Source organism: Rhodoplanes sp. JGI PP 4-B12 (genome assembly GCF_900188135.1).
The window spans coordinates 1-13362 of the sequence record NZ_FYEN01000005.1 but is presented as its reverse complement, the minus strand read 5'-3'; the positions used below and the strand labels follow the sequence as shown (position 1 = coordinate 13362).

Genomic DNA, 13362 nt, shown 5'->3' with positions numbered 1-13362 from the left:
TTGTCGCCGGTGTCGACGATAACCCGCTCGCCGGACATGATCGTCGGCGCCATGGCGTCGCCTTCCGCCTCGAGCACCAGAAGTTTTTTTGCCGATGCATGTAATTGCTCACGCACGAAGCTGGCCGGAAATACCCAAGCTTCCGATTTGATACGGTCGACATGACGACCGTCATTGCGCTTCTTGAGTTTCGATTGGTCCGCTTCTGACCGTGACGCCAGTTCTGGCACCTGCTCGGCTGGGCTGGGCGATTCCGCTTGAGGCTGAGCACCGGCGGTCCCCGGAAAACGGCCCCACAGCAGGATTTGCTCCGGCGAATAGCCGAGCGCATTGGCGAACGGTTTTAGGTGATCGAGCCGCAACCGGATCAGGCCGTTTTCCAGCCGAGACAGCTGCTGCTTGGACACTCCTGAGCGCTTCACCAACGCGGTGCGGCTCATGCCGCGCGCCTCCCTGGCGTGGTAAAGCCCAGTCTTTTGCCGTTTGGATTCTCTGCGCGTCATTTGGCAATTGTCACAGATTCGGTGAAAAATTACTAGATCGAGGATCGCATGTCACCGTTCCGAAGCCGGCTGCTCTAGATGGAATTTGCCGTGGCGCCATCGTTTTTCGCGTTGGTTTCCGCGGTCGAGAGCGGATGGGTTTCGAGCCACAGCGCTCGCGCCACCGCGGTCGGATCGAGTCCGAGTTTCTGCCACCACGCTGTTTCATCCCCGTGACGATGCAGCTCGCGATGATGCCCCCGGCATAATGGCACCGTGAATTCGTCACTGACCTTGCGAGCGAGTGCGCGGCTTTGCGCAAAGCGCAGATGATGAGCATCGCAAGGCTGACGTCCACAGACCAGGCAGGTTTGCTGGGCGACAAAGCGCACATGCTCGCGATCGCGAATGCGCCGCGGCTCGGGATGCGTTAGGACGGACTTCTCGACCGATGGCGCCTGCTGCTTCCTTTTCCTGCCGGGTCCATCTATCCCTCCGGGAGTTTGTGCATCGCTTTTCGGCGCCGGCCCTGCCTCCGATTGGTGGATGGCAAAGCTCAACAGCTTGGCCCGAAACGCCTCCTCAATATGCTTGGCGTCTGTTGCATTGAGTTTGTTCTTCTCTGGAAGCCGCCGGTGCGCCCATTTGGTGGCCGCATCCTCGCTGCCGATTTCGTTCAATTCGCCAAGCATGAGGTCGCGCAGCCGAGCTGAGGCAAACTCATCAAGGCGAACGGCCGCCAGCACCCGCACTTTGGTATTGTTGTCGACCGCAGGTTTTGGGGGCCGCGCGAGCGGTGTTCGCGCCGCAAGACTTGCAGCCTGGGGGTCGAGCCGGCCATTGCCGCGGATCGGTCGCTGCCGGTCATGCTCTCGACTCGGTTGGCTGGGACCGATGAGATCCGGCGCATCGAGGTCATCGTCTCCCGCAATCCCGACCAGAGGGAACAAGGAGTGACGGCGGGCATAGGTCAGGGCCGCGCCCATACGATGCGGCCGCTCGGTCTCGGCAATCGGACAGACCGGCCAGTCCGACGCGATCCATTCGCCTGACGAGTGCGCGAGGATCGTAGTCAGATTGACAATTCCAGAAGCGTGATCAACCGCAGTGGTCTGGACCGTTGCGATCTCATGCTCGCCGAGAGTCTTGCGCACGATCTCAAGAGCGCGCGACAGCGAGGCGTAGCGGAATTGCCGCGCTCCGGCGGCCTCCCCGTCTCGCGGTTCAATCGTCCCGGTCAGTGACTTCTCCGGATTGGCGAGCTCGGTCTGCGCCTTGGCCAGCGCCGTGGCGAGCGCAGCAATCGAGGCACTAGACCGCTGCATGGCTCGCCTCCATCGTGGTCAGAAGATCAAAGCTGACCGCACCGGATTTGGATCGCTTGGCGCGCACGCCATGGCCGATCGCCTCTTTGGTGTCCTCCGGCATCAGGCTCTTGAGTTCGGTCTTGGCCTGTTCGTGCTCGAGATACGCGGAGCGGGTCCGGGCAAAGATGCCGGCAACCTCGGCCCAGGCATTGGATGACGTCATGTCAACGATACGCACGGCTTCAAGCCGTGGCTTGGGCGGCTCGACGCCGAACAGCTGTGGTTGTTCGCCGCTCTCGACACAGCGCCAGAACTTCCGCTCGGCGGTGATAATCAGATGCTGATAGAGCGGATCGGCATGGGCGACGATCTCGACCCATTTGCCGCCCCCGGTGATGACCGAGAGCACCGCGGTTCGCGCCGCCACCACCCACATATTATGTTGCAGCTGCGGCATGTACTTCTGGGCCGCTCCCTCCTCCGAGAACGACCACGGCAGCATGAACTTGGCCTCGAATACGGCGTCGCTGCCCTGGACGCGGCCATCCAAAGTGGCGCCCATCCAGCGCAGCGCCGGATGCCGCACTCTCTTCTGAACATCGGTGATCACCTGCCCGGTCGTGGCCTCGTACCAGCGCCGGTTGAGGTCCTCGGTGGCAAGCCCGAGCTGGACAATAAGATTCCCCGACAGGTCCTCCGGCTCGACCTCTCCTCGTTTCTCCCGCCACAGCCGGATCAGTGCCGGCTCGTCACTGCCCATGACGATCCGCGCGTCCGAGCCGCCGATGAACGACCGCCGGTCAGCGGATCTTTTCCACATGGCATTTTTCATACCTTTGCTCCCTGGGGTCTAAGTAGATGACCCATTTACTTGATGTTATGAAACATTCCATATGGAATTAAATATAACATCAGTTGAGAGCACGTCAAGGGAGCCTCTGAAAGAATGTCACCGCCCCCACCCCCATCCCCGCCGCTGACCAGTGCCCAGATTCGGGCCGCCCGCGCGCTCATCCGCTGGAGCGCCGAAGATCTCGCCCGCCATACAGCGTTGAGCGTCACCACCATCCGTCGTGCCGAACTGATGCCGAGCGCGACCGCGCTCACCCGCGCCAATGATCAGACGATCCGCCGAGCGCTCGAACAGGCGGGGGTCGAATTCATCGATAGTTACAATGGCGGTCCAGGGGTGCGGCTGCGGACCCCATAACTGAGCAGTAGTTTTCAACCCCAGCGCCCGGCCGCGCGCGCGGGCTGGAATTCACGCATGCCAAGAAGGGCGGGCCGGGAGTGCGGCTGCGGACGCCACCTACAGCCAAGCAATTTTCAACCGCGCGATACGACGATCGCCCGCGCGCCGAGCGGACCGTTGGAATTCATCGGTGGCGAGACAGGTGGGCCCGTGTGCGGGCGCCGTCAGCGGGCAGCCATCCTTCCGGTAGGGGTCCGACACCGAGGCCATCCGTCTTCTTCGATAGGCCCAGGATTGTAGCCTATCCGACGCATGGCCTCCCTGTTCACCTGATGGTCGATCAGCCGCCGCACCACGAATTTACGGGTTTTCTCAGCGAGTTGCGGATAGCGCCTATGCCACTCTTCCAATTCGTCCGCTTCCTCAGGGGTGAGTATCTGGTCGAAACGGAGCGTTTCCAACTCACGAATTCGCGCGTGAGGCCCCTCTCGTAGTTCCCGCAGGTCAACCATCTTCCGGGGATTCTTCAGCTGCTTGCACTTATCCTTCGCCGCTCGATAAGCTTCCATCCAATGCAAACCAGCCTTCTCTCCCTTCTCCCTCTCCTGACGAACGCAATAGTTATACCAATGATCCAGTCTGTCGACGTCGGCGGCAATCTCCGGATGGCTAGAGCGCAGGTCTTTTAGCTCCTCCTCATCAGCAGCAGTTGTGTCGCCGGCCAGAACTCGTTCTTCCAGCTCCACCATTCGTGTCATCGGCCATTCCATCTTGTACTTGTCGAGCCAGGGAACGGCCACGACCTTTGGCTTGGCGGCTTCCGGGTTAAGAACCCGGACAGCCAAGTGCGCCTCCTCAGCCTCCTCCTCGGGCGTGAGCTTCTTGCGCGACAAGCGCTTGCTGTAGAACTGCCGCAATCGGGCTTGATCGGCTTCGCGGTCGCTGTAGGTGTAGCCGGCAGGGAATTTCACCACGGCGACCCGCTCGGAGCGGCGCTTGCCAATTTGCTCCAGCTCTTGCTTGGCGACTTTCGCCTCGACAGAATCCTCTTTGCGCATATACGAAGTTGCTCGGAGCCTGTCCTCGCGTACGCTGTCGTCGCGTTCGGCGCGAGCGAGTTCGGGGTCGACTTTGAAGCCGAATTTATCCTCCACGACGAGCACGGTCGGCGCGTTGGTCCCGAGGGCATGGGCATAGGCATGCTTGTAACGGGCTGCGACGGCGGCGGCCTTGACCCGCTGCCGCGGGGTGGCTGTGGAATCAGCCATCACGCCGAGCAAAAAATCCAGGGGACTTAACCACCCACCCTCGCCCCCACCTTCACCCCCACCCCCGTTTGCAGTTGGTTTTGCTTCGAAGTTTCCGAACTTCAGATCCGCGGTGTCGCCGAGCCAGTCCCGCAGGTCGAGCGGATCAGGGCGTTTCTTTCGCGCCGGCTCCGGCCGCGCATGCACAAATGGCGCTGCCGTCGCAGCCATCTCGATTCGAAGATCCAATGGCGCTTGCGGATCCCGCATCAATGCCAACATAAATTCCAGAGGCGAGCGATTAGGCTCTCCGGCTGCGGCCAGGAAGACCGCATTTTTCAGTAAGGTCTTTTTGTTAGGTGTTCCCGGCTTGCGGCCGCCGCGCCGTTCGCCAGGTAGTGATCCGCGAGGCATTTTCTTCTCTTGCTTTCCTACTTTGCTATTTTTGACGCGCGGTCGAATTTGCGGGACTTAACGAATCGTTAACCGGTCAACTGCGCGCGTTTTCAAAGTCCCCGCCGCAGATCTAATCCGGCAGTGATTGCTACTCGGTTACTTTTTGCTACTTGATCTGAAGAATTGCGGGCTGCGTATCCGCGCAACCGTCCCGTGCGGGTGACGTGTCACCGGTGACGCGTCATCGGTGACGCGTCAGGGCTTAGGCGTCAGGGCTCGTGTCACCGGTGACGCGTCAGGGCTTACGCCTCGGCGATTACGTACTGGCTCTTGCGTCAGCGCTGACGTACCCGCCCGGTCAACCGGGGCTTCACGCCACTTCACGGAGGCGATAAGGATTCGCAGCACACGGGCCAAGGAAATCGCGAGGAAGCCGGAGGAATAAACGCATGCCTAAAGCGCAACCATTTGATGCGGCTGAAAACCTCGACTCTCCCGAAGCAGTTGCCGCGTATCTAACCGAAGCCTTCGAAACCGGTGATGATGGCGTCATCGCTAAGGCGCTTGGCACTGTCGCACGCGTGAAGGGCATGAAAGACGTTGCTAAGGAAGCCGGAGTTTCCAGAGAGAACCTTTACCGCTCTTTGAAAGCTGGAGGCAATCCGGAACTCGGCACAGTTATGAAAGTGCTCGACGCACTTGATGTGCAGCTGGTCGCCAAACCCAAAAACGAAGACACGGCTAAGGCCGCTTAGTCGTCTTCCTGAGCCCTGTTCCGCCTCTCGCGGACCCGCCGATTATCAGCTCGGCTTCACCACCCGAATATGCAGCTCGCGCAATTGCTTCGGCGTCGCCTCCGACGGCGCGCCCATCATCAGATCCTCGGCGCGCTGGTTCATCGGGAACAGCACCACTTCGCGCAAGTTTTCCTCGCCGCACAACAGCATGACGATGCGGTCGATGCCGGGCGCGATACCGCCATGCGGCGGCGCGCCGAGCGACAGCGCGTGCAGCATGCCGCCGAATCTGCGCTCCAGCGTCGCTTCGTCATAGCCGGCGATGGCGAATGCCTTTTTCATGACCTCGGGGCGATGATTGCGGATCGCGCCGGAAGACAGCTCCACGCCGTTGCAGACGACGTCGTATTGGATTGCCTTGATCGCGAGGATCTTGTCGCGATCGGCCGGATCGAGCGCCTGGAATTCGTCGATCGACATGTTCGGCATCGAGAACGGATTATGCGAGAAGTCGATCTTCTTTTCTTCCTCGTTCCATTCGTACATCGGGAAATCGACGATCCAGCAGAAATCGAAGCGGTCTTTTGCGATCAACCCAAGCTCTTCGCCGATCTTGTTGCGCGCGGGACCAGCGAATTTGACGAAGCTTGCCGGATCGCCGGCGAGGAAGAACACCGCATCGCCTTCCTTCAAGCCGAACTTGCCGCGCAATGCCTCGGTCTTTTCCGCACCGAGATTGTTGGCAACCGGCCCGCGGCCAACCGCGGCGCCGCCGTCGAGTGCATAGAAGATATAACCGAGGCCCGGCTGGCCTTCGCCTTGCGCCCAGGAATTCATGCGGTCGCAGAACGCCCGCGAGCCGCCGCCCGGCGCGGGGATCGCCCACACCGCCGCTTTCGGGTTGGTCTCCAGGATACGCGCGAAAATCTTAAAACCCGAGCCGCGGAAAATATCCGAAACGTCCTGCATCACGATCGGATTGCGCAAATCCGGCTTGTCGGTGCCGTATTTGGCGAGCGCCTCGCTGTAGGGAATGCGCGGAAACTTTTGCGTCACCGATTTGCCGTCGGCAAATTCCTCAAACACGCCGCGCAGCACCGGCTCGACCGCTGCAAAAACATCGTCTTGGGTGACGAAGCTCATCTCGATATCGACCTGATAGAACTCGCCGGGCGAGCGGTCGGCGCGCGCATCCTCATCGCGAAAGCACGGCGCGATCTGGAAATAGCGATCGAAGCCCGCCACCATGATCAATTGCTTGAACTGCTGCGGCGCCTGCGGCAGCGCGTAGAACTTGCCGGGATGCAGCCGTGACGGCACGAGATAGTCGCGCGCACCTTCCGGCGACGAGGCGGTCAAGATCGGCGTCTGGAATTCGAAGAAGCCCTGCGCCTTCATGCGGCGGCGAATGGAATCGATGATCGCCCCGCGCTTCATGATGTTCTGGTGCAAGTGCTCGCGACGCAGGTCGAGGAAACGGTACTTGAGCCTTATTTCCTCGGGATATTCCTGTTCGCCGAATACCGGCATCGGCAGTTCGGCGGCCGGGCCCAAGACTTCGATGTCGCGGATATAGACCTCGACCGCGCCGGTCGGCAGGTCGGGATTTTCCGTGCCCGCGGGGCGGCGCCGCACCTTGCCATCGATTCGCACCACCCATTCCGAGCGCAGTATCTCGGCCGTCTTAAACGCCGGGCTGTCCGGATCGGCCACCACTTGGGCGAGGCCGTAATGGTCGCGCAGATCGATAAACAGCACGCCGCCATGATCGCGGATGCGATGACACCAGCCGGAAAGCCGGACCTCGGCGCCGATGTCGCTCTCGCGGAGCGCGCCGCAGGTATGGGTGCGGTAGCGATGCATGCTCATTCCGCCGCATGAAATTAAGTGAAAGGTGGCGCACAACCGCATGGCCTTCCTTGCTTTGTCAAGCAGCTAGCGTCCCGATTCCGAAGTTCGTCAGCATTTGCGGCGCGCTCGTACAAACTTCGGAATCGATAAGGACGCTAGCCAGCGTATCCTCGTAGTGCCGCTTTTGAACCCGAAGTTCGCATCGGCGGGCTTCGTAAACTCGTGCGAACTTCGGGTTCGCGGCACTACCGCGCAGCGCCGCGGCGCCCGGTCCAGACCGCCTCGACACGATCGCACCGATCTGCACACTCGGTCGCAACACTCCATCCGACTTGGAGCGAAAATGAATCGCAAATCGTCCAGTGAAACCGCGGCCGCGGCGCCGGTGCTGACGACGGCAGAAGCGGTGGTCGCTACGCTGATCGCCCATGGCCTAGACGCGATCTACGCGCTGCCGGGGCTGCAGAACGATCCATTGTTCGACGCGTTGTTTCGGTTTTCCGACCGACTGCGCACCGTCCACACGCGCCACGAACAAGGCGCCGCCTATATGGCGCTCGGCGCCGCGCTCGCGACCGGCAAGCCGCAGGTCTATGCCGTGGTGCCGGGACCGGGCTTTCTCAATTCTGCGGCGGCCCTCCTCACGGCTTATTCGATGAATGCGCCGGTGCTGGCGCTGGTCGGGCAAATCCCTCATGCCGATATCGGCCGAGGCCTCGGCCACCTGCATGAGATCCGCGACCAGACCGGCATCATCAAGCGGCTGGTCGATCATGCCGCGCTAATCGCCAAGCCCCAGGACGCTTCGCGCACCACCGCCTTGGCGCTTCGCGCGATGCGCGCCGGCAGACCCGGTCCGGCGGCGGTCGAATGCGCGATGGACGTCTGGAGCCGATCGGCGCCAGTCCGCGTCCAAGATCCCCTACCGATCCCGCCGCCGAAGATCGACACGGCGGCGATCCGGCGCGCCGCCAAGCGCCTCGGCGCTGCCAAGCACCCGATGATCGTCTGCGGCGGCGGTGCCCAGGATGCCGCAAAAGAGGTGACTGCGCTCTCGGCCATGCTGCAGGCGCCGGTGCTCGGCTATCGCCGCGGCCGCGGCGTGCTCGACAGCCGCAATCCGTTGAGCGTGACGCTGCCGCTCGGGCGCGATCTGTGGGGCGAGGCGGATGTCGTGCTCGCCGTCGGCACGCGGCTGCTCGCGCCGATCCGGCAATGGGGCATCGATCGCGATCTGGCAATCATTCGCGTCGATGCCGATGCCAACGAGCACAATCGCCTGCACAAGCCGGCACTGGCATTGACCGGCGACGCCAAGCCGATCCTGCAACATCTCGTCACCGAGCTGCCGGCGCATAATATGAAACGCGCATCGCGAAAGGCGGAATTGCAGGAGCGGCAGGCGGCCTGGCGTAAGCGCCTCGCAAAACTGTCACCGCAAATCGCATTTCTCGACGCGATCCGCGCCGAGCTCCCCGAGGATGGCATCCTCGTCGACGAGGTCACGCAGGTCGGCTTCGCCGCGCGGCTCGTGTTCCCGGTCTACAAGCCGCGCACTTTTTTATCGCCTGGTTATCAGGACCCGCTCGGCTGGGGTTTCGCCACCGCGCTCGGCGCGCAACATGCACGGCCCGACGTGCCGGTCGTGGCGATTTCGGGCGACGGCGGCTTCCTTTTCACCGCGACAGAGCTTGCCACGGCGATGCGCCATCGTATTCCGCTGGTCACCATCGTGTTCAACGACGGCGCCTTTGGAAACGTTCGGCGCATCCAAGAGGAGCGCTACGGCAATCGGCTGATCGGCAGCGACCTGACTAATCCCGATTTCGTCGCCTTTGCCAGAAGTTTCGGCGCTGAAGCCGTGCGCGCGAACACGCCCGAAGAGTTGCGCGTCGCATTGCGGCGTGCCTTCGCCCGGCATGATCGCCCGAGCGTCATCGAAGTGCCGGTCGGACCGCTGCCGAGCCCCTGGGAATTCATTTTCATGGAAAAGATTCGTGGCAAGTAAGCGGCAAGTAAGCGGTGCATCGCGCGCCGTGCGGGCTTGCCCTAGCCCAGCGCCTGAACGACATTAAGAGTCACCAATGGTTTCTCAATCCGTTCCCCCCGCTTCGCTCCAGCCGATCACGGCGACAGCCGAACTTGCCGACGCCTGCCGCCGCATGGCGAAGCACCCTTTCGTCACGATCGACACCGAATTCCTGCGCGAGAGCACCTATTATCCGCTGCTCTGCGTGGCGCAGATGGCCTCGGCCGATGAAGCCTTTGTCATCGACGCGCTGGCGCCGGGCATCGATCTTGCGCTGTTCTATGCGCTGATGGCGGATGAGAAGGTGATGAAGGTGTTTCATGCCGCGCGCCAGGACATCGAAATTGTCTGGCATGCGGCCAAGCTCATTCCGCATCCGATCTTCGATACGCAAGTCGCGGCCATGGTCCTCGGCTACGGCGATTCGATCTCCTACGACCACCTAGTGCAGCGAATCACCGGCGACACGCTCGACAAATCGCACCGCTTCACCGACTGGACGCGCCGGCCGTTGTCGGAGCCGCAGTTGCGTTACGCGATTTCCGATGTGACCCATCTGCGCGACGTCTATCTCAAACTTGTCGCCGATCTGCGGGAACGCGGCCGCGCCGAATGGGTCGAGGACGAAATGCGCGTTTTAACCTCGCCCGATACCTACCGCCTCGAGCCGGAGAACGCCTGGCAGCGGCTGAAGACGCGCGTTCGCAAACCGAAAGAGCTTGCGGTGCTCATTGAAGTGGCCGCTTGGCGCGAGCGCGAGGCGCAGGCGCGCGACGTGCCGCGCTCGCGCGTGCTCAAGGACGAGGCCATCGCCGACATCGCGGTGCAGGCGCCGACCAGCGCCGAGAAACTCAAGCACCTGCGCTCGCTGCCGAAAGGGTTCGAGCGTTCGCGTTGGGGCGAAGCGATCGTCGAGGCTGTCACGCGCGGGCTGGCGCGCGATCCGAAGACCCTGCCGCGTCCTGCGCGCATCCATGCAGCGGCCAATGGCGCGGCGGTGGTCGAACTACTCAAAGTGCTGTTGCGGATGATTTCGGAAAGCCATCACGTCGCTGCGAAAGTCATTGCCACGGTCGACGATCTCGAGCGCATCGCCGCCGACGATCGCGCCGACGTGCCGGCGCTCACCGGCTGGCGGCACGAACTATTCGGCGAAAAGGCGCTGGCGCTCAAGCACGGCAGGCTCGCGCTCGCGATCGAAAACGGCCGCGTCACGGTGGTCGAGCGGTAAATTCACTTCGGCGTCGTAATATCGCAGGAGGTTTGGCCGCGGTCCTCATCGTGAATAAATCCGATAAATGTGTCACGGATGACCGGTACTTCGCCAAGCTGATCAATCGCGTCAGGTACCGAGTGGTACTTGAGCTGGAGGAGGCTGCTGAGTTTATCCTGATCGAGCTCATCCACACCTTGCTGCACATACTGTGCAAGAACAAAGTCGATAAAAGCCTGAAGCTTTCCGTCGTAGCGCGCGAAGATGTTGCCTTTGCGGGTTTCGACGCGCTCCAAGCGCGTGATTGGGGCCAACGCGAAAGCGATATAGGCCAACACATCGAAAACATCGCTTTTTTCGGCATTAATCATTCGGCTGATTTCCGCCAATTGCTCGCTGCCGAATCCTTTCTCCGCCAGTCCTTGTAGGAGCGCCTTGCGTGTGTCCGGTTTGCTCCACAGGCGTCGAAGCTCATCCTCGTCCTTGAAGAATCGCGGAAGCTCACCGAATAGTCTTTCCACCATCTGATTGGCTGAGATCGGCTTGCCGTCTGGACTCCAGTAGCTCGTCGCCATCATGCTTTGGATAGTTCGTTCCTTCCCGTCGGCGAGCCTGATCTTGATCTTCTGCGGACGAGGCGGCGTCGGGGTACCTTCGTAATCGTCGCCCTCTTCCTCCATACCGCCGGGCACGCGCGGCTGATGCGGAATCGGTTCCATCGGCTCGCCGTCCCATTCGGGATCGTTGAAGTGCTCATAGGCCTTCACGAAGTCGTAGATCGTGAAATAGTCCTTGCCGTCGAACAGCCGCGTGCCGCGGCCAATGATCTGCTTGAACTCGATCATGGTGCCGATCGGCCGCATCAGCACGATATTGCGCACGTTGCGCGCATTCACGCCGGTCGAGAGCTTCTGCGACGTCGTTAGGATCGTCGGAATGGTCTTCTCGTTGTCCTGGAACGTCCGCAGCCATTGCTCGCCCAGTGCGCCGTCGTCCGCCGTCACCCGCACGCAATAGTTCGGATCGCTGCTGGTTTTCATCTGATTGATGAGGTCGCGGACAAGAAGCGCGTGAGGTTGATTGGCGCAGAACACCAGCGTCTTCTCGCGCTGGTCGATTTGATCCATGAACAGCTTGACGCGATAGCGCTCCCGCTCCTCGATCTCGATGGTGCGGTTGAACTGCGGCTCGCGGTAGCGCTTGCCCTCCTCGATCTCGCCTTCGACAACCTTGTCGTCGGGCGTGTAGAGGTAGTCGTCGAGCGTGGTGGCGATTTGTTTGACCTTGAACGGCGTCAGGAAGCCGTCGTTGATGCCGTCTTTCAGCGAATAGACGTAAACCGGCTCGCCGAAATAGGCGTAGGTGTCGACGTTGTCGCGGCGCTTCGGCGTCGCGGTCAGCCCGAGCTGCACTGCCGGTGCGAAGTATTCGAGAATTCCACGCCAATTGCTCTCGTCGTTAGCCCCGCCGCGATGGCACTCGTCAATGACAATGAAGTCAAAGAAATCCGGCGGGTAGTCACCGAAATAAGGTGCCGGCTGGCCGTCCACACCGGTACCGCTCATGAAGGTTTGGAAGATTGTGAAGAAGATGCTGGCGTTTTTCGGCACGCGGCCCTTCTTCCGAATTTCGTCGGGCTTGATGCGCACCAGCGCGTCTTCGGGAAACGCCGAGAAAGCATTGTAGGCCTGATCAGCCAAGATGTTCCGGTCGGCGAGGAACAGGCCGCGCGGCCGCCGCTCCGGCTTCCGCGATAGAATCCAACGGCTTTGGAACAGAGCCCAGGCGATCTGGAAGGCTATCGCGGTCTTGCCGGTGCCGGTCGCCAGTGTCAGCAGGATACGCTGCTTGCCAGCGGCGATCGCTTCAAGCGCATTCTCGATGGCGTTGTGCTGGTAGTAGCGCGTCTGCCAGGTGCCGCCACGCTCCTCGAATGGCACTGCGGCGAAGCGATCGCGCCATTCGTTGGGCGTCTTGAACACCTCGGCCCAGAGCTCGTCCGGGGTCGGATAGCGCTCGACATAGCCCTCCTTCCCGGTCGCCATGTCAATCCGGTAGATGCGCCGACCGTTGGTGGAGTACGCGAAGCGCGCTTGCAACTTTTCGGCGTAGGCCTTGGCCTGCCCGACACCTTCGGTGTCTCCCTTTTCGTGCGCCTTGGCCTCGATTACTGCCAGCTTGTGATTGCGGAAGGTCAGCACGTAGTCGGCGATTTCCGGCTTGCCGCGCCGGCCGGCGCCTTCGATACGCCCGGGCGCAATCATTTCGCGGCGGACCCGGCTATCGGGGACGACACCCCAGCCAGCGCCGCGCAATGCCGGGTCGATCAGTTCGGCGCGGGTCTCGGCCTCGTTCACGCGGCCTCCCCGGCACGCGCGTGATATGATAAAAGCGCGGCTGGCTGTGGTGCCTTCGCGGCGGCACTGCCGCCAACGGAGCGAACATGTCGAAACCGGTGATCTTTACGATTTCCGCCGCGTGGGACGACGAGGCCTCGGTCTGGAGCGGGCATTGCGACGATATTCCCGCCGCGGCCGACGCACCGACGCTCGACGAACTGCTGGCGAAGATTTCTGCGATGGCGCTCGATCTGTCGCCCGACAATCATCCCGAGGTCACTGCGGTGGCATTGTCCCTGCACGTTGCCGAGGCCAGCATCGACAGGAGTTACGCATGAGCCTTGCTGAGCTGGTTTATGAGCAAGTGAAAACGCTGCCCGAACCTCTGGCGCGCGAAGTGCTCGATTTTGTTGCCTTTCTTCGCGAGCGCGGTGAACGCGGGCAATGGCGCGATCTGATGGGCGCGCAGTCGGTTTCGCTTGTGCCGGTGTGGGACAACGCCGAGGACCAAGTCTGGGACAATGCCTGAGCGCGGCGACTTGGTGCTCATCCCATTCCCGTTCACCGAC

Annotated in this window: 12 protein-coding genes; 6 read left to right on the top strand and 6 right to left on the bottom strand. The window is 61.7% G+C overall.

The features are described from left to right. From CFA80_RS00450 to CFA80_RS00440, 3 genes are all read right to left on the bottom strand, one after another. On the bottom strand, window positions 1-503 hold a 503-nt coding region (locus tag CFA80_RS00450; RefSeq protein WP_088518410.1), incomplete at its 3' end, for a helix-turn-helix domain-containing protein. Window positions 504-577: 74 nt separating this feature from the next. After that, window positions 578-1807, bottom strand: coding sequence for an ERF family protein (locus CFA80_RS00445; RefSeq protein ID WP_088518409.1), 1230 nt, complete (start codon window positions 1805-1807; stop codon window positions 578-580). Further along, window positions 1794-2609, bottom strand: a complete 816-nt coding sequence (locus CFA80_RS00440; protein ID WP_245281131.1) for a YqaJ viral recombinase family protein — start codon at window positions 2607-2609, stop codon at window positions 1794-1796. The genes CFA80_RS00445 and CFA80_RS00440 overlap by 14 nt, the downstream gene beginning before the upstream one ends. 126 nt (window positions 2610-2735) lie before the next feature. Here CFA80_RS00440 and CFA80_RS00435 point away from each other — a divergent pair, with 126 nt between their 5' ends. Next, on the top strand, window positions 2736-2999 hold the full coding sequence (locus CFA80_RS00435; protein WP_088518407.1) for a transcriptional regulator: 264 nt from the start codon (window positions 2736-2738) through the stop codon (window positions 2997-2999). 206 nt (window positions 3000-3205) lie between these two features. Here CFA80_RS00435 and CFA80_RS00430 read toward each other — a convergent pair whose 3' ends face one another. Beyond that, a complete protein-coding gene (locus CFA80_RS00430; protein ID WP_143549653.1) occupies window positions 3206-4642 on the bottom strand; it encodes a hypothetical protein in 1437 nt (478 codons plus the stop codon). A gap of 431 nt (window positions 4643-5073) precedes the next feature. Between CFA80_RS00430 and CFA80_RS00425 the strand changes: the two genes are divergently transcribed. Further along, window positions 5074-5379: an addiction module antidote protein gene (locus tag CFA80_RS00425; protein WP_088518405.1), complete on the top strand. Its 306-nt coding sequence runs from the start codon at window positions 5074-5076 to the stop codon at window positions 5377-5379. 45 nt (window positions 5380-5424) lie between these two features. Here CFA80_RS00425 and aspS read toward each other — a convergent pair whose 3' ends face one another. Continuing rightward, window positions 5425-7224, bottom strand: a complete 1800-nt coding sequence (aspS, locus tag CFA80_RS00420; protein WP_088518411.1) for an aspartate--tRNA ligase — start codon at window positions 7222-7224, stop codon at window positions 5425-5427. A 331-nt stretch (window positions 7225-7555) separates the two neighbouring features. Between aspS and CFA80_RS00415 the strand changes: the two genes are divergently transcribed. Both CFA80_RS00415 and rnd read left to right on the top strand, forming a co-directional pair. Next, window positions 7556-9220, top strand: coding sequence for a thiamine pyrophosphate-dependent enzyme (locus CFA80_RS00415; RefSeq protein ID WP_088518404.1), 1665 nt, complete (start codon window positions 7556-7558; stop codon window positions 9218-9220). Window positions 9221-9296: 76 nt separating this feature from the next. Next, a complete protein-coding gene (gene rnd, locus CFA80_RS00410; RefSeq protein WP_088518403.1) occupies window positions 9297-10472 on the top strand; it encodes a ribonuclease D in 1176 nt (391 codons plus the stop codon). Between the two features lie 2 nt (window positions 10473-10474). Here rnd and CFA80_RS00405 read toward each other — a convergent pair whose 3' ends face one another. Then, a complete protein-coding gene (locus CFA80_RS00405; RefSeq protein WP_088518402.1) occupies window positions 10475-12811 on the bottom strand; it encodes a type I restriction endonuclease subunit R in 2337 nt (778 codons plus the stop codon). An 86-nt stretch (window positions 12812-12897) separates the two neighbouring features. On the opposite strand from CFA80_RS00405, the gene CFA80_RS00400 reads away from it, so the two are divergent. Then, complete coding sequence (locus CFA80_RS00400) at window positions 12898-13131, top strand: DUF1902 domain-containing protein (protein WP_088518401.1); 234 nt, start codon at window positions 12898-12900, stop codon at window positions 13129-13131. Next, window positions 13128-13322, top strand: coding sequence for a DUF2281 domain-containing protein (locus CFA80_RS00395; protein ID WP_088518400.1), 195 nt, complete (start codon window positions 13128-13130; stop codon window positions 13320-13322). Before CFA80_RS00400 ends, CFA80_RS00395 begins: the two co-directional genes overlap by 4 nt. The last annotated feature ends 40 nt before the right edge of the window (window positions 13323-13362 follow it).

Bases quoted from the DNA above. Each gene is read 5' to 3' on its own strand.
- CFA80_RS00425 (WP_088518405.1), top strand. From the start codon at position 5,074: ATGCCTAAAGCGCAACCATTTGATGCGGCTGAAAACCTCGACTCTCCC.
- rnd (WP_088518403.1), top strand. From the start codon at position 9,297: ATGGTTTCTCAATCCGTTCCCCCCGCTTCGCTCCAGCCGATCACGGCG.
- CFA80_RS00445 (WP_088518409.1), bottom strand. From the start codon at position 1,807: ATGCAGCGGTCTAGTGCCTCGATTGCTGCGCTCGCCACGGCGCTGGCC.
- CFA80_RS00435 (WP_088518407.1), top strand. From the start codon at position 2,736: ATGTCACCGCCCCCACCCCCATCCCCGCCGCTGACCAGTGCCCAGATT.
- aspS (WP_088518411.1), bottom strand. From the start codon at position 7,224: ATGCATCGCTACCGCACCCATACCTGCGGCGCGCTCCGCGAGAGCGAC.
- CFA80_RS00440 (WP_245281131.1), bottom strand. From the start codon at position 2,609: ATGTGGAAAAGATCCGCTGACCGGCGGTCGTTCATCGGCGGCTCGGAC.
- CFA80_RS00400 (WP_088518401.1), top strand. From the start codon at position 12,898: ATGTCGAAACCGGTGATCTTTACGATTTCCGCCGCGTGGGACGACGAG.
- CFA80_RS00430 (WP_143549653.1), bottom strand. From the start codon at position 4,642: ATGCCTCGCGGATCACTACCTGGCGAACGGCGCGGCGGCCGCAAGCCG.
- CFA80_RS00395 (WP_088518400.1), top strand. From the start codon at position 13,128: ATGAGCCTTGCTGAGCTGGTTTATGAGCAAGTGAAAACGCTGCCCGAA.
- CFA80_RS00415 (WP_088518404.1), top strand. From the start codon at position 7,556: ATGAATCGCAAATCGTCCAGTGAAACCGCGGCCGCGGCGCCGGTGCTG.